Origin of the sequence: Streptomyces sp. NPDC001933, assembly GCF_042890955.1 — a bacterium.
Taxonomy (GTDB): Bacteria; Actinomycetota; Actinomycetes; order Streptomycetales; family Streptomycetaceae; genus Streptomyces.
Window position 1 is genome coordinate 54,305 of the sequence record NZ_JBIASS010000017.1, and the last position, 20,321, is coordinate 74,625.

Genomic DNA, 20,321 nt, shown 5'->3' on the forward strand with positions numbered 1-20,321 from the left:
GCCGCGACGGCGGGCTGGGCGGCGGAAGAGGACCACGCTCAACGAACAGACTCCTTCGACGACGGCGACGGAAGGCCGCGGGCAGCGGCGGACCGCCCGCCGTGACGGGTGGACCGGGCCGGTGGGGCGCACGGGAGTGCCGAACGGCGCACAAGCCGGACGGTTGTGGACCAACAGGGACTGGCACGAGGTCCGTTGACGTGGTCCGGATGATGATCAGTAGTCTGCATCCGATCACCAAGCGCGTCCATGTCGCATCCGACAAGTCCCCCGAGAACGCGAGCCCTGACCTTGACCGACAGCTCCGTGGCGGGCCTGTGCCGCCTCACCATACGTGCCCCCGAAAAGACCATCGACCTTGCGGTGCCCGCCGATGTCCCGGTGGCCGATCTCCTTCCCACCGTGCTGCGTTACGCGGGTGCGGAGCTGGAGGAGAACGGCCTGGACCACAGCGGCTGGGTGCTGCAACGGCTGGGCGGCCCGGCCCTGGACGACGAGGGGACCCTGGAGACCCTCGGTCTCAAGGACGGCGAGGTGCTGTATCTGCGCCCGCACACCGACGCCCTGCCCGAAGTGCGGCTGGACGACCTGGTCGATGGCATCGCCAGTGTGGTGCGCGACCGGCTGCACGGCTGGAACGCGGATTCCAGCAGGCGGCTGCTGCGTGCCCTGTGCGTGCTGACGCTGCTGACCGGACTCGCCCTGCTGGCCTGGCCGGGGGGCCCGGTCGGCGTGCGGGCCGCCGGGGCGGGCGCGGTGGGGGCGTTGTTGCTGGCCGGGGCCGCCTCGGCGAGCCGCGCCGTGGGCGACGCGGCGGCCGCCGCGGTGCTCGGGGCGATGGCGAGCCCGTATCTGGCGCTGGCGGGCTGGCTGCTGCCGGGAGGTGATCTGGGCGGCCCCGATGTGCATGAGGTGCTCGGCGCACGGCTGTTGGCGGCGGGGGCCGCCGGTGCGGGCGGTGCGGTGCTGGGGCTCGCGCTCGCGGCCGTGTCCGTGCCGTTCTTCCTGGCGACGGCGGTGTTCTGGTGCGCCGTCGCGCTGGGCGGGGCGCTCGCCGGGCCCGCCGGTCTGACGATGGACGGGGCGGCGACGGTGCTCGCCGCGCTGGCCGTGGTGCTGGGCGGTTTCGTTCCGGCTCTGGCGTTCAAGCTGGCGGGCATGCGGATGCCCGCGCTGCCGACCAACTCCCAGCAGTTGCAGGAGGGCATCGAGCCCTACGCCGGTGGTGATGTGACCACCCGCACCGAACTGGCGAGTGGCTGGATGACCGCGCTCTACGGGGCGGCGGGTACCGTCTGCGCGGCCTGTCTCGTGGTGCTGGCCGACGGCCCGAACCTGCCGGAGACCCTCACCGCGGCGGTGCTCTCGCTGCTTCTGCTGCTGCACGGGCGCGGCATGGTCAATGTGCCGCAGCGGCTCGCGCTGCTGCTGCCCGGGGTGTGGGGTGCGCTGCTGCTGACCGTGGCGCTGGCCGTGTCCCTGGCCCCCGGCGAGCGGCCGCTGCTGGTCGCGGGGCTGGTGGCGTTCACCGCGCTGCTGGCGATCGTGTCCTGGACGGTGCCGGGGCGGCGGCTGGTGCCGTACTGGGGCCGCGCGGCCGAACTGCTGCACTCGGCACTGGCGATCAGCCTGCTGCCGCTCGCGCTCTGGGTGCTCGGCGTGTTCGCCGCGCTCCGGGCGATCAACGGCTGACCCGGAAGGTATTGCCACATGCAGTCCAAGCGTGACCAGGTCCAGGCACACACCTTCGTGATGGGCCGGCTGACCTCGGGGATGCTGCTCGCCGACCCGGACGCCCCGGAGAGCCCGTTGGGGCGGACCACCCGCGGGGTGCTGATCGGTGTGGTGATCACCGTGCTGGTGGCCGCCGGTTCGCTGGTGTACGGCTTCATGTCCCCCGGTGGCAACGATGCGTGGCGGGCGTCGGGAACCCTGGTGGTGAACCGGGACACGGGAGCCCGTTACGTCTACGTGGCGGGCCGGCTGCGTCCGGTGCGCAACTACGCCTCCGCGCTGCTGGTCGGCGACGGCAAGCTGAAGTCCGAGGACGTGAGCACGGCGTCGCTGAAGGGCACGGCGGTGGGCGCCCCGGTCGGGATACCGGGCGCGCCGGATTCCGTACCGGGCGTGGCGGACCTGGAGAAGGACCCGTGGCAGGTGTGCTCGGTGCTCGCGTCGGAGGCGGGCGCGCAGGACTCCGGCGGCTCCCGGAGCGCGACGGGTGCGTTCACCGCGCTGGTGGCCGGTGCGCCGGTCGAGGGGCGGGGCATGGGAGCGGGGCAGGGTCTGGTGGTGTCGGGGCCGGACCGGGCCCGGTATCTGGTCTGGCAGGGCAGCCGGTTGCGGCTGGACCGGGGCGGGAACGCCGCGGTGTCGCTGGGGTACGGGTCGGTGACGCCCCGGCCGGTGTCCGCCGCGTTCCTGGACGCGCTGGTGCAGGGGCCGGATCTGGTTCCGCCCGCCGTGCCCGGCCGCGGTGGGGCGGGGCCGTCGCTGGGCGGGAAGCCCTCGAAGCTCGGGCAGGTGTTCCAGTCGCGTACGCCGGGGGCGGCGCGCCAGTACTACCTGCTGCGCAAGGAGGGCCTGGTTCCGCTGACGGAGACCGGGGCGGCGCTGGCCCTGGGTTCGGCTCGGACCAAGGACGAGGCGTACGGCGGTGCGGCGCCGGCCGCGGCGGTGATCGGTGCGGCCGAGGTGAAGGCCCGCCTGGCGCCCGGCGCGGAGGGCAGCGAGCCCGTTCCGGCCGGCCTGCCGCGTACGCCGCCGCGCGCCGAGTCCGTACCGGCGGGGTGGGCGGCCTGCGCCCGGGTGCGGCCCGACCGCGGGGACGGCACGCGGGTGACCGGTGCGCTGGTCCCGCTCACCGCGCTGCCCCCGGCTTCCGCGGCTTCGCCCGAGAACATCGCCCCGGCCTGTCTGCCGGTGGACGCGACGGCCGTACGACCGGGGCACGGCGCGCTGGTCAAGGCGCTCGGCGCGGGCGGCACCGATGTCGGCTCCACCACCTACTTCGTCGCCGACAACGGGGTGAAGTACCGGCTGCTGTCCCGGGCGGCGCAGAAGGCGCTGGGGTACGACGGTGCCTCCGTCCAGGCCCTTCCGTCCCCGCTCCTGGCGATGCTGCCGTCCGGCCCCGATCTGAGCCCGGAAGCGGCCGCGGCGGGACGCGGCGTGGGAACCACGGCGCCCTCGTGTCCGCAGGTCGCGGGGGAAGCGGGGAGCCATGGGGGCAACGGCACATTGCTGTCGGGTAAAGAAAGTTGAGTGATCCTCAGGAAAAGCTCAGATGCGGACGCGGGCCATTGAGCACACCATGATTCCGATCATAGGATCACGGCCATCCAGCAGTTGAGCATGGGAGACACCGTGGCAGACGCAGGCGCGCAGGCGGGACCGGGCGGCAACCTCCAGCAGTCGAGCGAGAGCTCGACCCGGAACGGCATCCAGGCGCTCGAGGCCGCCTACAGCGGAATCCTCAAGTCCCGCCAGGACGTCGACAACACCCGCAACAACCTGAGCAAGGGCTACCAGGGCAGCGACGGCGGCCAGTACGGCGTCCTGCTGAAGCAGTGGGACGACCAGGTCAACATCATCCTCCGCAACCTGGAGGACATGGTCGACAAGCTCAACACGAGCCTGGTGGAGCACGGCAAGACGCAGGGATCGTCCAACGACGCGATCAACCAGGCGTACAGCGCCTCGCAGAAGGCGTTCGACGACCTGATGGCGTAGGACCGCCGCGGACGGCGTCGTCCCGTCGTCCGCCCCGCCGGCCGTCCGGCACCCCCCTCGCCGCCACCGCGGCGCGGTACCCCTTCCCAGGCAGTGAAGCGAGGTCTCCCCGATGCCCGACAACCTGACAGACGGTTACATCCTGGTCGACTACGGCCACATGAACAACGCCGGCGACGACATGGTCCGCCAGACCCAGGCGATCGCCCGGACACTCTCGTCCCTGGAGGCGGAGCTCGCCGAGCTGCGCAAGACGTGGTACGGCTCCGACGCCGACACCTACCGTCAGAAGCAGGCCGCCTGGGACCAGGCGGTGCGGAACATGGAAACGCTGCTGAATTCGCACGCGGCCCTGCTGACCGACATCTCGGGCAACTACAAGTACAGCGAGAACTCGCTGTCGCAGATGTGGTCCGAGATCTCCATCGGCCGCTGAGCGGGGGCACCAGATGGCCGATCTGACCCACCTCGACGGCAAGAGCCTCAAGTCGTTCGCCGAGGGCGACGTCACGGACTTCCAGACGGCGTTGGACAAGATCCGCAAGGACGACCCCAATGGCCTCAAGGCGCTCAAGAGCATCCTCGACGGGCGCACCTCGCCCACCACGCTCCAGCAGGACCCGGCGCTGGCCATCGGCCTGCTGGGGACGGACGACAGTGTGCACGGCCAGTCCCTGGTGAAGGCGGTCAAGACAGCGGCGGGTTCGGTCGACGGCATCTTCGAGAATCAGCAGACGCTCTTCAAACACATCAAGAGCGACCTGCTGACGACCATCGAGAAGCTGCTCAACACCCAGGGCAAGAGCCTCGAATCGATCGACGGTGCCGCGCTGCTCGACATCTTCTCGGACGTGGACAAGGACCTGAGCCCCACCACCACGACCGGCGCCTGACCCGGCCGCCCCTCGGGGGCGGTCCATCCCCGGCGGTCCGCCCGGGCCGCCCTCCCGGCGGTCCGGGCAGACCCGTCTCCGTACGGACTCCGCCCCGCCCGCCCCGACCCTCTTCCTCGCCTCCGGAGCGTTCCGCATGTCGACCCCGACTTCACAGAGCTACGACGCCGACGACTACTGGGGGCAGGCCGTCACCAAGCTGACCGGCTATCCGATGCCCAGCCGGAAGGGTCTGTTCACCGGCCTGAGCAGCAAGGAGAAGAGCCCGCTCTTCCGGATGAGCCTGGACAAGATCAGTGTCCAGTCGGTGGTGGACGCGGCGAAGCAGGGTTCGCTGAAGAGTGACGGACAGGACTACGACCTGTACTTCTACTCCCATGCGAACGGGCACGTGGAGATGTACCACGCGCGGCTGGTCTTCATCGGCTCGTTCATGTCGGAGAACGGCCGCAGCCGCGGGCTGGACGCTCATGAGTCCCTGTCCGGGGGAAAGTACAAGGGCAAGTACGGCGACGACTTCGACATCGGCCCGCTGGGGCAGTACATGGGCGGCCCGGGAGCGGCCCTGGGCGCTCTGATCGACTCGAAGACCACGCAGGGGGCCTCCTTCAACGGCGCGTCGGTCCCGGACGCCAACGTGGTGGATCTCAATTCCTTCCGGAACACCGCCCAGGCCTTCGACCGGGCCGCCCAGTTCTTCGTGGACCAGACGGAGATCCTCGCGGGGTGGGAGAAGTCGCTGGGCAGCGAGCAGTCCTCCTGGAAGGGCCAGGCGGCGGGAATCTTCTGGCAGTTGATCCATCAGCTGCACGGAAACTACGACAACTACAAGGAGCAGCTGGGCGCGGGCGACAAGTTCGACGCCGTCGGGGAACCCGCGTTCACTCCGAAGTCCAACCACTCCAAACAGCTGATGGCCGCGCAGCAGACGCTGCTGACCCAGGGGAAGTCCCTCCAGACGGCGTGGAACGCGTGGATGGGGCGCAATGAGCACGACCCGCACTTCTACCTGATCCAGGTCCTGGACGAGATTCTGACCTGGCTGAGCGCAAACAACATCCCGTACATCTCGGTGACCACCCGGCAGACCGGCAAAGAGAGTTACAGCACGACGTACTCCACCAAACCCGGCTTCCAGGAACCTCATCCGGCCTTCGGTAATCTGAACGACATTCAGAACTGGGCCAAGGTGGGCGAGGAGGCCGTACGGCGCTGGAACGAGTTCATCGAAACGCCCCACCCGGACATCGCGGGGCTCGAACTCGGGCTGAACGGCACAGCGCAGAAGGTGCTGTCCGACCTCAACAATGCCTGGATCGACGCCACCACACCGTTCGAGACGCCGCTCACCACCAAGAACACCGGGTCGCTGACGGAGTTCTACACCAAGGAGAAGACCGAGAAGGCCAAGGAGGAAGCAGACAAGAGCACCAAGGACCTCAACACCGCGCTGGACAACCTCAACAAGGGCATCGGGGACATGGGGAACAACATCACCCAGTCCCTCAACGACTTCGGGGGCGGGCCGGGCGGCCTCAAGGACCTGTTCGGCAACAGCGGCACGAATGATCTCAACCCCGGGTCGGGCAACGGTCTCGACGGCGGCACCGGCAAGGACCTGACCAGCGACCTCAACAAGGATCTCGGCAACGGGGACACGACGCAGACCGGCCCGCTGAATCCCATGACCCCGCTGCCCAAACCGCCCGGCAGCTCCGTCCTGACGCCTGGTGGCGGGACCACCTCGCTCGACAAGAACCGCAACGTGGTCACGACGTACCCCAACGGCGACCGGGTCACGTACGACCCGAAGACCGGCAAGTACACCGTCACCCCCCACCAGGGGAAGACCACGGTGCAGGACCTCAACCCGGGCCAGAGCGTGACCAACCCGGACGGCAGTGTCACCAAGCTGAACAAGGACGGCACGCTCACCACCACGTTCAAGGACGGCAGCCGGCAGATCGTCGATCCGGAGACCGGCAAGGTCACGACCATCGACAAGAACGGCAAGGAGACGGTCAGCGACCTCAATCCCAGGACCGAGCTCGATTGGCCGCCGAGCAGCAAGAACCGCTTCACGCCGCCGCCCACCCATCAGGACCTCAACCACGACCTGAACCGCGATCTCGACAACGACCTCGACCGGGACTTCCGCAGCGGCCTCGACCGGGATCTCAACTCCCTCGGCGGGAACTCCCACACCTCGTCGAACAACACGTCCGGCGGCGGTCAGAACCGGTCCGGCGAGGGCGACTACGAGGACTACGACAGCACGTTCCACCCGGGAGGAACGCTCGGTGCGCCGCCCGGCGCCACCGACACCCTGCCGACAGGCACGGGTGCGGGCACAGGTACGGGTGCGTCGTCGGACGGCTCCACCCCGCTCAATCCCATGATGCCGATGGGCGGCATGGGCGGGATGGGTGGCATGGGCGGGATGGGCGCCGGCGGGGGGCAGGCCGGCGGCTCGTCGGGCGAACGCGTCCGCAACGTCCTGACGGAGAACGGCCCCGGTACGCGCGGCGGGACATCGCGTGCCGGCGGCCGGCGCGGCGCCGACGAGGAACGCAGCGCCCGCAGGGCCCGTACGGCCACCAGCTCCACCGCCGTCGCCGGCGGGGCGGCGGGCGGTATCCAGGGCGGGCAGGCGACCGGCAGCGGTGAGCGCGACCGGGTGCACTGGGTGGCCGAGGACGAGGACGTGTGGGGCGCGGAAGAGGGCGGCACGCCCACGGTGATCGGACGGTGAGCGGCGCGATGGACGAGGTGTCGGAGAACTCGGGGCGCGGCGAGGTCTCGCCGTACGCCCGGTCCGTGGCGGCCCGGCTCGCCACGGCGATGGCCGAACTGGAGGCCACCGAGAAGGGCGTGGCGAAGGCCGAGGCCGAACTCCGGCAGGCGACACGCACCGTACGGTCGGCGGACCGGTCGGTGGAGGTGACGGTCGGGCCCCAGGGAGAACTGACCGCGCTGCGGTTCCTGGAACAGAAGTACCGGACCATGTCGCCGGGTGAACTGTCCGGTGCGGTGCTGGAGGCGTTCGGACGGGCCCGTGCGGAGATGGCCCGGCAGGTGATGGAGACGTTCGAGCCGTTCACCCGGCCCAGCACCGAGGTGCCCCAGTTGACGGGGGTGGACATCGACTGGGCGCGGATCTTCGGGCCCGAGGTGCTCCAGGACCCGGACGAGCGGGCCCGGCAGGAGTCGGGACACCGGTTGCGTGACGAGATCGACGAGGACGAGGAGCGCTGAACACAGCATGAGCGACGGCTACTACGCCGAACCCGCCCGTATCCAGGCCGGGTTGCGGCAGATGTTCTCGATCAGCACCTCGATCGGCTCGATGGTGGACGACTTCGTCATGGACGTGCGGGCGACGCGCGACTGGCCGGGCCAGGACGACAGCTTCGCCAAGGAGGTCATCCCGCAGGAGCAGAAGGAGCGGGAGAGCAGCAGCGAGACCGCGATCGCCCTGTCCGAAGCGGTCAACGGCGTGGCACACGGGACCTCGGTCAACCTGGCCTCGATCAAGTCCAACCAGAACAACATCCTGGACGCCATCCGTGACCACCGGATCAAACCCAACAACAGCGGAAAGCGCTGAGGCAGAGAGCACGGCCCCATGTCGATCAAGGCGACGCCCGAGCTGAACAACCTGCTGTTCGTCCTCATCGGCGAACGGCTGTTGCAGGCCGACGAAGATCTGGCGTACGCCAGCCGGCGGCCGTACCACCGGCTCGCCGACCGACTCACCGACCTGTCCGGGGAGATCGAGCAGTCGGTCGTCGGGATCAGCAGGTCACTCCCGCCCAAGGTGGGCGCGAACTACCTCCAGTCGATGAAGCTCTTCATCGACAACGGGGGTACCAACCATCTCCGGGACTTCTCCGACCAGCTGAAGACCATCGGTGACGGGCGCACCGAGACGTCGATGAACATCACCGAGTCCAAGTGGCAGATCATCGCCGAGCTGATCCGGCTGATGATCGAGCTGCTGATCATCGCCGTGATGGCGTTCTTCTCGGGTGGGGCCTCGGCGAGCGACACCGCGGTGGCGAAGGCGCGCAGCCGGGTGGTGGTGCTGACGGTGCTGGACACGCTGTTGCAGCGTACGCATCTGATGCCGAGCCTGAGCGAGGCGTTCCAGGAGGCGTTCCAGACCTTCGCGGTGCGCCTCGCCATGATGATGGCGGGGCCCGACGGGCGGCGGCCCAAGGGTTTCGACTGGAAGGCCATCGCGCAGGACGGTGTCTTCGGCGCGTTCGCGGGGTTCTTCCACGGGGCGTTCTCGTCCGGGCTCGGCAAGCTGCTCAAGAACTTCACGGGCTCGGGCCCGGTCAAGAACCTGACCAAGGACGTGACCGACAAGGCTCCCCGGCCGAAGACCTTCTCCGCGAAGAACCTGGGCAACACCGCGCTGAACGACACGAAGGACTTCCTGACCTCGGGTGGCTCGGAGGCCGTCGCGGAGATCGTGGCCGGTGGCCTGATGACGGGGAACTGGACGACGAGCTGGGATACGTTCCTGGGCTCCGGGATCAGCAGCAAGGCCGAGTCCCTGCTCGGGAGCGGCGCGTCCAAGCCCGGTACCTGGGTGAAGAACAATTTCGCCGGGACGAAGGTGCCGACCTCCAGCCGGACGGACGAGGAAGGCACGGGGGCGGGGTCCGGGAACGGAACGGGGTCCGGTGCCGGCAGCGGAACGGGTTCCGGAACCGGGAGCGGAACCGGAACCGGCACCGGTAGCCCGACCTCGACCGGAAAGGGACCGACGACCGGGGCCGGTGGGGCGTCGGGGGGCGGCAAGAACAACAGCCCGACGAACGGTGCCGGTTCCCAGGACCAGACGGACTCGACCGAACAGACGGGGCAGAAGGAACAGCCCGAGCAGACGGGGAACGACGATCGGACGGACCCCGAGTCGACGTCCCAGTCGCCGGGTTCCAAGGGCCCGTCCGGCTCGACCGGCCCGGCCGGACCGGCCACCAAGGGGTCCGTCAACACCTCCAGCAACGACAACAGCACCGACTTCACGGGCGACGGCGACAACGACAGCACGAAGAATCCGGACGGCACGGACGAAACAACCGGCGCGGACGGTACGAAGCAGGAGACCCAGCAGACCTCCGACGAGCGGACGGTGCCTCCCGCGAGCTCCGGTACGCACTCCGGTCCGTCCCACACGTCCAACACCTCCCACACCGGCAACAACAGCCCCGACGCGTCGCAGGACGAGCTGACGCCGAACAAGCAGTCGGACACACAGTCGGACGCGGAGAACGAAACGGGCCAGGACCCGGACAACGACACCGAGCCCAGCACCGGCCTGCTCACCGAGGACGGCACCTCCGGCAACGAGCCACCCCTGCCCGAAACGCAGACCCCGCCCCCCTCGCAGGCCGCCCCCGGCACCGTCACGGTGCCGGAGCATCAGCTGTGGTCGCAGCTCCTCGGCACCCCCGGCGACCCGCCGCAACAGCTGCTCGCCGATATCGCCGCCCACCGTCGGGGCATCGCGCCCTCACAACAGGAGATCGACCTCCGCAGGGAGCTGCGCGAGAAGCTGAACGGCGCCGAGGGCGGTGTCACGATCTACATCGACGACGCGGCCAACTTCGGCCACCAGGCTGCCGCCACGATGATGATGGACTCGCTCGACGAGCTGGGCTATACGGGGCCCATCACCGCAATCGCTCCCGACAACGTCCAGCAGAAACTCAAGCTCCTGCTGAGTGACAGCCTCAACGCCCGCGTCAACTGGCAGACCCGGACGTTCGACCCGGACCAACCGGCGACCGACCCCCGGGCGTCCGGGAGGCCGGGGGCCCAAGGCCTGGTCATGGTCGCGGCGAGTGACCGGCTCGACGACGACCGGGAGGCGGCAGAGCGGTTCCTGAACTTCCTGGGAACCGACCGGGCGATCGTACTCAAGCCCTATGCCTGGGACACCTCGCACCGCTATCTGTACAGCAGGCCGTCCGCGGACGGCGCGGTCGAGGTCAGGGACCTGGAGAGCACCGAGCCGTCCGAGGACGAGGGAAACGCCCTGGCTTCCGACGCGTTGTTCAACTTCCACACCCCGCTCCTCACCCAGGACGAGCTCACGGACCTGATCGACCGACGGGTCACCGACCCGGCCGTCGCCGCCGGGCTCAAGGCGGTCGTCCGTGCCGTTCACCAGAACGGGACCGAGGTCATGCCGGTCTACGGCCTGCACAACGTCGCCGATCCGGGCCGGGTGTCGGCGCTCACCTCCCTGGCCGCCGGGATCACCAGGGCCGGGATCGGCAAACCGTCCGTGATCCTGTCGTTCGGCCGCACCACGGTCGACTACGCCCCCGCCCACACCGATGCGCGCCTGAGCCGGACCGAGATCACCGCCGGGGGCCTCGACCAGCAACTCGCCCGGCTCGGGCCGGATGACGTCCTCGTCGTGCAGTCTCCCGGCCTCCCCCAGGACGTGTTCCGGCAGGTCTTCCAGCTCGGCACACTCCCGGCGGTGCTGGAAGGGGCCAACACCACGAACCTGATGCAACTGCTGGGCCGCCCGTACTTCTCCGCTCTGACCCATCACACCCCGTACGACAGGCTCGACCCGGTAGCGGCAGATCATCTCGGCCAGGTGACCAAGGCCATCACCCATCCCAGTCAGTGGGGCCGCAGAGCCATGAAGCAGTCGACGCCCGAATGGACGGCGTTCCAGAACGTGCGCACGGCCCATTCCGTGATGCCGTCGCTGCCCAAGGACGGGGAAGGACGAGTCCTGACACGGGACGAGATGAACCGACTCCTGGCAACGGGTGTGCTGAGCACGGAGGACCTGGAGTCGCTGCTCGGTGACGGCGAGGACGTCAGGGCCGTCGTGAAGGACCCGTACACCGGCCTCGGGGTGACCATCACCAAGGACCAGTACGCCTCGGTCCTGACCAAGCTGCAGGAACTCCGGGACGACCATGTCGTCAAGGTCCGCCGCACCATGGACCGCATGTCCGTCGTGCCGGAGGAAGGCGCGACCGAGGTCATCGCGGAAGCCATCGACGAGCTGATGCGGCCCGGCTCCCGGCTGCACACCTACTTCGGGAACCTCCGGGCCAAGGCGCACGATCCGAACAACGACCAGACACTGCAGGCCCTTCGCCTGGCCCTCACCGATCGTCCGGCGTTGCCCCGGACCGAGTCTCTCGACCACGACGAGAACCAGGAGGACGACGACTCGCAGGATTCGCAACGCTGGCGGACCGACTGGGACCAGCGGGAAGAGTCCGAGTCCGACGACGAATCCGGCGACGAGCCCACCGACGACCGTTCGTCGAGTTCCGACAGCATCCGGACGCGGACTGTGAGCCGACAGGAGAGCACAGCCGAGGAGCAGAACGAGGACGACGAGGAGGAGGCAGCAGCGGCCGGGGAGAACGAGGGCAAGGACGAGGACGAGGAATCCAGGACCACCGATTCCCCGGCCGCGAACGCCGACGACGGCTCCGAAATCGACATCAGCCTCGGCCTCTTCGGCGACACCCCCACCACCCCAAAAGCCGACGACGAATCCGAAATCGACATCAGCCTCGGCCTCTTCGGCGACATCACCACCGAAGCGACGACGGATATCTCACCGGCCATGGATACCGCCGCCACCGATTCCACCACGCCGCCTCCCCGGCTCTTGCTCAGGTCCGTCCGCTCAGCCGATGACCCCACCGTCGACTCGGACGAAATCGTCCGGCAGACGGTCGCGGACAACACGTCCGACTCATCGGTCCTCGCCTCGTACACCCAGACGGACTGGGCGCAGCGGAGTGGGCGCTTCAACACCGTCATGACCTCCACGACCTTCCAGGACCACCATCACCAGGAATCGTCGATGTACCGCCGGCAGCGCCGGCTGCCCTGGGGCGGCCAGAAGGTGTCCTTCTTCGCTGCGCACGGCACTCCCACCCGGGTAGTGCTGACGCGGGAGGACGGGACGACCATGGTGATCAGCGGACGGGAACTCGGCCGCTATCTGGAGCACTCCGCCGACCTCGGTCCGAAGGACCGTCCCATCGTGCTGTACGCCTGCTCCACCGGCGCCTCGCCCACGCACGGCGGGCTGTCCGTCGCCCAGCACGTCGCCAATGTGACGGGCAGGACGGTGTACGCACCCACCACGACGGCGGGTACGGCGATCGGTGCCGATCAGCGGATACGCCCGGTGCTCTTCCGGGACAACCAGGAGAACCCCGGTCACTGGATCTCCTACGCCCCCGAGCCCGCCGGTGCCGAACTCACCTCGCTCGCCCGCACGGCGGGTCTGCACCCCCCGGCAGTCGCCACGGACGGCACGGACGCCGCAGGCGTCGGTAACTCCACCGGAGCCACCCCCTCCGAGGACACCCCCGACCCCTGGGCCACGACGCGAACGCTCCAGCTGGTGCGTACCCTGCGCGGCACCTTCGGCACACAGATCGCGCAGTCCCCCGACCACGACTCCCTGCTGGCGGCGCTCGGCGCGCTCGACAACGAGCGTTTCGGCGGGAACGACGCCGTCTGGGAGCCGTACCGCGACGGGCGGATGACACCCGATCTGCTGCGTCGCATCACCGAAGGACTGTCAGGGTCCGACATCCCCGGCCTGGACCGGTACTCCGCCCTGTTCGACCGGGTCAGCGAGGCACCCACCGAGAACGGACCGGCCGCCGCCGCACGGCAGGACGACCTCCGTTCCCCCTCCCACGACGTCACGCAGGACGCGCTCGATGCGCAGCAGAGACAACAGGAATCACAGCAGGAGATCCGACAAGAGAACCAGCAGGAGGACCAGCAGCTGGCATCGACGTCCACCACGAACACCTCCTCCACAGACGTGGTCCAGCTCGTCGTGGCCAAGCTCGCCGAACAGCGCCCGGCCACCATCGACGACCAGATGACGGAGGCATCGCTCGACAGCGCGGTCCAGCAGTTCCCGGGCGGTCTGAAGCTGCCCACGTACATCACCGGAGACGGCGTGAGCCGCGATTCGGCCTTCACCTACGGTGAGAGCCAGGTGATCCAGCGCGGCGTCGACAACGTACTCACCCGCATAGCCACGTCGGCGCTTCCTGTCCCCGCCCGACGCCCCGGTGTCGTCAAGAACAACCCGCTCGGCGAACTGGAACGGGCCCTGAAGCAGACGCCCCATCTGTTCCACGGGGACGGCTGGCTCTCCGCTCCGTTCAAGGACACCACGGGGCGCATCCGCCAACTGCGGGTCTCCCAGCGCCCGCAGGCCCCCTGGTCCATGATCACCAACGAGAAGGGGGCGCCGATCACGCTCGACCCGGTGAAGGTGGACCAGATCCATCGCAGCCAGATCACCTCCGGAAAGTCCGAGACGGCCAGTTCCTCCAGGCAGTTCGGTGTTGCGGTCCCGCTGGGCCCGCCCATCGGGTCGGCGAGCATGTTCGGGCGGGTGGGCCTCACCCTGGGCTTCACGAAGTCCGTCGACTTCAACCTCCAGGACCAGACCCTGAGCCAGGTCGAGAGCCGTCACTCCGACGAATCGCATCTGTACCTGAGTGATGTGCTGTACACCGTCGAGTTGACGGACCCGGCGCCCGAGAAGCACGGGAAACTCAAGAGGATCACGGACCGGTTCGGCCGGCCGGGAACCCGATCCACGGAACAGGCCGAGGACGCCCCGATCACGTTCGGTGTGAAGAACGGGCTGCTGCTGCGTCTCCCGGACAACCTGACCGCCGAATACAACCGTGAGCACGCACCTCATGAGATGACGCTCGGCGAGCACAGTGACTACCGCACTGTGCACACCGAGGGATACGGCTCGGTCGCGGACATCCACGCATGGGCGGTGAACAACGCCGAAGCCGTCGTCGGCTCGGCGATGCACGCGGAGATCACCCGGTTCTTCAGTTCGGAGAACTTCATCCGGACCGCGGACCGGATGGCGCACGGTCCGGTCACCAGCCAGCCCCTTTTCACGGATTCCGGCGAACCCGCCGGCGTCTTCGTCGTGGACAAGATCGTGCCGGGAAAGGCCACCCATGTCTCGGGGACGAACGCGGCCGAACTACGGAACGCCATTCAGCGGGTCATCAAGAACGACCGCAGCACGTCCACCGCGTACAGCCAGGACCTCCAGTTCACCGTCGGCCCCAGCTTCTCCTTCGACGAGTACGCGACGAGCGCGGCCCAGCCGCGCGTGCAGGTGGCGGGCTTCGCGCAGTTCGGCAACCGCTCCACCCGGACCACCGGCTTCGGCGGTTCGGGCAGCCGCAAGATCGTCGGACGCGCCAAGAAGGTCCGCACCGAGCTGTACCTCGTGGAGAAGCAGGTCCACGTCCGCAGATCCGGAGGGAAAGGCAGCAGCACATTCACCGTACGGACCCTCGACCGGATGACCCGCGCGGAGGCGCGCCGCCTCGCCGGATGGGACGACGGCACGACCCTGCGCACCCGCTCGGCCCAGCACCCGGCCGGTAATCCCTCCGTAGCCGAGGGGAGCAACAGCGACAGCAACGGCGTCATCACGCCCGTGACACCGCACACGGGCGAGCCACTGCCTCCTGTCTATCTGCCGGAGGACCATCCGACGCTGCTCGGCATGACCAGGGTGGAGGCGTTCCTCCCCGACAACGACAGCAACGGCACAGACACCGAAGGGAACGCTGCCGGGGGCGCGTCCGGGGCGAACACGCCACCGCCGCCGTCCCCCGCCTCGTTCCTCACCGAGCTGACGAACAGTGTGATCGCGGCCGTCGGCGAGCAGCACCCCGGTCTCGTCGCCCCGCTCGCCGACTTCACGGATCCTTCGGACAAGTCGAAGGGGTGGCGGGGCAAGAACCACTTCAACGCCGCTCTGCAGAACACCCTGAGTGTCATGGACGCCCTCAGCCATCACAGCGTGGCGGGACAGCTGGAGTCCTTCGCCGCCGACGGACTGCGCATCCGTCTGGTCGACATCACCGGAACCAAGCGGAAGTACCGCTGGATCCAGGTCAAGGGCGACCTGACCGGACGCCGCTACGAGGGCACGCGCAACGAGCTGATCCTTCGAAGCAGCACACCCGGCACTCAGCGGCTGGACAGCTCGGGCACGGTGTCCCACAGCAGGGAGTTCGGCGTCGACGTCGGGATTTCGGCGCGTGAGAACAACACCGACGCCTTCAAGCAGCCGATCAACAGCGGTGTGATCACCCCGGCGGGCCGGTTCGCCTGGCAGAAGACCCGGAAGACCGGCTCCGGCGCCACCGTCTCGTACGAGCCCCTGCACGCCACGTCGGGGCCGTCCCATGTGTTCAGCTACCAGCTGTCGGTGACCGTCACCAGCGGTGGGTACTGGCGGTTCCGCGAACCGCTCCGGTTCCTCGGCCTGCTCGGCACGGGGCTCTCCGTCGGTCGCAATGCGGAGATCGACCTCATCGGCGGCACGGCACGCCGTCCGGCGGTGACCGGTCGGGTGCTGCTCGACGTGCCCGATGAGCACATTCCGCCGAACCCCCCGAACCCGCAACAGGAGCAGGAACGGACGCCGAATCCGGGTCGTCCCGCCCCCACCCCCACCCTCCTGAGCACCAAGCAGGTCCAGGAACTGCTGAACGGTGACACGGACGAGAACACCGACGAGAGCGCTGACGAAAACTCGGGCGGTGACACGGAGATCCACGAACTGACCGACCTGTCCGGCTCGTTGACCCCGTTCAACGATCTGCCCAACCAGGTCATCGCCGTCGCCGGCAGCTCAGAGCTGGGACAGGCATTGGAAACGGCGCTCAAGGACGGCTCCGGCAACGCCTGGCAGTTCAGCCTGTACGGAGCCGCACCGCACGATGCGGTGATACGTCAGTTCCAGCCGCAGGTCCTCGCTTCGTTCCTGGACCAGTCGGTCACCCCTGCGGGCATGCGCATGGTCGAGTTGTTCGGCGCAGGCCCGTACATCAACCGCATCGGCCGTCTCGTCCACCGGGTCTCGTTCGGGAATCCGGTCGTGCAGTCGAAACCCGTCGCGGTGGAGACCGAGTTGACGCTCGGCGCCGAGACCCAGGTCTCCCACGCGACGACCTCGGTCACAGTGGCCAAGCTGAATTTCGGGCTCGCCTACGCGCGCAGCCACGACCAGGGGCCTTCGCTGGTCGGCACGTACGGGCTGATCCTGAACGGGACATGGACGAAGGGGCGCACCGCGACGGTGACGAATACGGTCGCGGTGGAGAACGACCGGGACGACGAGAACCTCAAGTACCTGGTCACCGCCGACATCCAGCACGAGGTCGGCTTCACGACAAAGGCCCACGGGCTGGCCGGCCCCCTGCGCGCACTGCTGCCGATACTGAACACGCACTACGCGGGATTCAAGCTGAACGTACCCGGCGGATGGCTCGGCCACATCCCGGAGAAGACCGCACACCGTCTCGGGCTGGTCGGCCAGGGGCTTCCTCCCGTGCCCCTCTACAAGGAGGACTCCTGGTCCCCGGCGCCCTGGCTGAAGGACACACCGTTCGGTTCGTTCCCGGTCAATTCCCTGGACTCCTCCCGGGCCGCCCGGGACTTCGCCGAACTCCTCAAGTCGCAGGGGGTGGACGTCGCCGGACGGGACCACATCCTGGACTTGGTGTCGCCGCGTGCGCTCCTCGCCCTTCGGCAGCAGATGGCCGCCGCCCGGAACGGGGTCACTGCGGTGACCCGCACCGCCTGGACCAAGCTCGGCCAGGTGTCCATCGGCTCGCAGCGTGCGACGGTACGCATCGAACTCGTGCAGGAGAACACCGAGTTCGACGGAATCGATCACAGCGTCACGTTCCAGGAGACCCTGGCCATGACCGAGACCGTCGAGGTGAACGGCGTCAAGGCCGTCACCACGACGACGGGCTTCTCGGTCGGCGAAGCGGTGCGGACCCAGAACACCACAGCCCCCACCGCCGGGCCGAGCCTCTCCGAGTCGCTCGCCGTCACCCAGCAGAGGACGGTCACCACATCGGCGAGCCGTACGAAGAACTACACGTTCTATCCCAACGAGCCCTACGCCGACTTCCTCACCACGTACCGGCTCCGCATGGTGCTGGTGAACTCCGACGGAACGGAGCTCACGTCGGGGGACTTCCCGGTCGGCACCCTGCGCGAGCAGCTGCCGCTCAGCCTGGCCATGCCGGACGTGAACGACGACGTCGACGCCGACGCCGTACAGGAGAGCGTCTCGTCCTCGACGCAGCAGATCGCCTCGGTCTCGCAGCAGGAGACCACCGTCGAGGAGACAGCGGAAACACAGCCGCTGGAGGACCAGAACCTGTCGCCCAGCATCACGCTCCGGCGAGCAGGGCAGCTCACGACCGCGGAGATCGAGGAGTGGCGGCGAGCGGGTGGGACGGAGCTGTTCACCATGCCGTCCAACGGCTTCATGCCCCGCCGGATCACCGGCACCGACACGGCGCTGGACGCCGCTCACCTCGCCATGGCCAAGGCGTTCAACACCAAGCTCCCGCACCTGCCCAAGTCCACCGATCCCGTCGAGCTCACCGGCCCGCAGCTGACGGAGGCGGCGGCCAAGGCCCGGAGGTCGGGCCTCGCCCCCCAGGGAATGGCCTCGGGGCAGGCGCTGTCCGACGGACTCGCGAGCACCCAGACGGCGGCCTTCTTCGCCAACACCGCGACGTCCGACGGCTATCTGGCGGCCACGATGCACGATGCCGGTATCGCCCTGGACACCCAGGGCAGCTACCGGCTCTTCTCCCGCCCCCAGCTGAATCAGGCGGTGCTGCTGAGCGTGGCGGCGGACGCCACGATGGAGAGCCCCGAGCGGCAGACCACGAGTTCGGACGTCTCGATCACCGAGACCGGCGCGCAGGGCACGACGCTCGGTATGACCGTCGGCACGTCCGTACCGCCGGTCGGCACCATGTCGCCCGCGCCGACGGGCAGCGGGGGGAACACCGGCGAGTCGGGGACCCTCAAGATCGCCTCGGCCGACGGCACCCAGCAGAACATCAAGCCCAAGACGGGCCGGGCGTTGCTGTTCTCGATACCCACGGACTGGCTGGGCGAGGCGACGATCGTCCACGGCAAGCTCGCCGGCGTCTTCCTTCCGGGAAGCAGGTCGCAGGTCGTCGAGTACCGGACCAATGTCCTGGCCTGGGTACGGGAGGACGTGGCCCGCGAACTCGGGCTGATCGACGACACGACCTTCCCGGCCGACGTCACCGCCGCCTGGACCTCGGTGGCCGCCGCGAGCAAGGCATGGGTGGACGCGGACAAGGCGTACTGGAAGGTCCGGCGCGCCGCCACCGAGTCGACGGAAGACGATCAGGCCGCAGCCGACCGGCCGGCGCAGATGGAGCAGCTGGCCGCCCTCTCGCGGGAGGCGATGCGGGAGTTCCGCCGGGTGCGGGCGGCGACGGACCGGCTCACCCGGTGGTACCACCGCACACCACGCCGCGGCCCCAAGCCTCCCCCGGTGGTCTTCACGGCCCCCGAGTCACCGAAGCCGGAGACCCCCGGGTTCACCGTCCCGGACACGGCGCAGGACTCCTCGAACACCGCGCAGGCGATCGTCTCCCCGGACGGTGACACGTACACACTGCATGACGTACCCGAGGACGGCGACGCCTTCTTCCACGCACTCGCGGCCGGGCTCCGGAACAGCGGCAACTCCGAGAACACCGCAACGCCCGTCGCCGAGTTGCTCGGACGGATGACGGACACCCTGACGAACGACTCGGGCGACCTGTTGGACTTCACGACTCCGGACCTCCTCGACAGATTCGCTCAGCAGGAACTGGCGGACGGCGGCCCCACGTTCGCCGAAGGGTCTCCCGAGAAACGCGAGTTCGACGATCCCGCAGGCACCCTGCCGCTGTACGCGCAGCTGTCGCCCGACGAGCGCAAGGCACTCGCGCTGGCACAGCTGCGGCGCCCCGGCAACGCACCCGACAACACCGGCTGGGACCACGGGGCCGCTGACCTGCTGCCCGCGCTCGCCGCCCGGACCTTCGGCGTCAGGGTGACGGTCGTCCGGGACGACGGCACGTTCCAGGATTTCGATCCCGGTACCACCGACGAGCCCACGGAACGTGTGGTGCTGTACCTGAAGGACCGTCACTACCAGGCGGCCCTGTCCCCCGTGCTCACGAACTCCGAGCCGCAACGCTCGCTGGACGACGGCTCGATGAACCACGACGATCAGGTCAACCACCAGGACGACACGGACGCGCGGCAGACCGCCAACACCTCGGTCGACGGCCTTGACGCATCGGAGACGGGCGACCTCGCAGACGGCGAGTTGAACCCGCTGGCAAGAGCCACGTCCACGTCCACGTCCACAAGTGACAACGGCGACAACAACGACGACGACGCGGAACAGGGCAACCCTTCCCCCGAGTTCCTCGCAGAGGTCCTCGCCGATGTCCTCGAAAGGCACGAGGTGCAGGACATCGTCGTACGGCAGGTGACTCTGCGCCCGCTCAAGGATCCGCTCAAGTCCGCGATGGCCACGCTGGAGCTCGCGCCCCGGGGGCTGTCCATGGGCGACTTGGGGCTGACCAATGTTCAGATGCTGACGGTGCTCGCCCACCACCGTCATCTGTCCATGAAGGCGTGCGACGAGTTGCGCGAATATCCGGTGTTCGCGGCGATCCTCCGGCACACCGACGAGGCTCCTGCGGCGCTGGCACGCATAGCAACGCAATGACGGACACGAACCGAGGCTCACAGATGCAGCACACCGAC

Annotated in this window: 9 protein-coding genes; all 9 read left to right on the top strand. The window is 68.7% G+C overall.

Annotated features, from left to right (window positions below; all coding sequences use genetic code 11):
• Window positions 1-291 precede the first annotated feature (291 nt).
• Complete coding sequence (eccD, locus tag ACFYY7_RS32970; RefSeq protein ID WP_383713682.1) at window positions 292-1,692, top strand: type VII secretion integral membrane protein EccD; 1,401 nt, start codon at window positions 292-294, stop codon at window positions 1,690-1,692.
• Between the two features lie 18 nt (window positions 1,693-1,710).
• Window positions 1,711-3,264, top strand: a complete 1,554-nt coding sequence (eccB, locus tag ACFYY7_RS32975; RefSeq protein WP_388667502.1) for a type VII secretion protein EccB — start codon at window positions 1,711-1,713, stop codon at window positions 3,262-3,264.
• A 102-nt stretch (window positions 3,265-3,366) separates the two neighbouring features.
• Complete coding sequence (locus tag ACFYY7_RS32980; RefSeq protein ID WP_266735610.1) at window positions 3,367-3,732, top strand: hypothetical protein; 366 nt, start codon at window positions 3,367-3,369, stop codon at window positions 3,730-3,732.
• 112 nt (window positions 3,733-3,844) lie between these two features.
• Entirely contained in the window at window positions 3,845-4,168 is a 324-nt protein-coding gene (locus ACFYY7_RS32985) for a WXG100 family type VII secretion target (RefSeq protein ID WP_266735612.1), read from the top strand.
• A 13-nt stretch (window positions 4,169-4,181) separates the two neighbouring features.
• Window positions 4,182-4,625, top strand: coding sequence for a type VII secretion system-associated protein (locus tag ACFYY7_RS32990; protein WP_266735613.1), 444 nt, complete (start codon window positions 4,182-4,184; stop codon window positions 4,623-4,625).
• 136 nt (window positions 4,626-4,761) lie between these two features.
• Window positions 4,762-7,377, top strand: coding sequence for an AAWKG family protein (locus ACFYY7_RS32995; protein WP_388667503.1), 2,616 nt, complete (start codon window positions 4,762-4,764; stop codon window positions 7,375-7,377).
• An 89-nt stretch (window positions 7,378-7,466) separates the two neighbouring features.
• Window positions 7,467-7,880, top strand: a complete 414-nt coding sequence (locus ACFYY7_RS33000) for a YbaB/EbfC family nucleoid-associated protein (RefSeq protein WP_388667595.1) — start codon at window positions 7,467-7,469, stop codon at window positions 7,878-7,880.
• Window positions 7,881-7,887: 7 nt separating this feature from the next.
• Entirely contained in the window at window positions 7,888-8,232 is a 345-nt protein-coding gene (locus ACFYY7_RS33005; protein WP_388667504.1) for a hypothetical protein, read from the top strand.
• 18 nt (window positions 8,233-8,250) lie between these two features.
• Window positions 8,251-20,283, top strand: a complete 12,033-nt coding sequence (locus ACFYY7_RS33010) for a hypothetical protein (protein ID WP_388667505.1) — start codon at window positions 8,251-8,253, stop codon at window positions 20,281-20,283.
• Window positions 20,284-20,321: the final 38 nt, after the last annotated feature.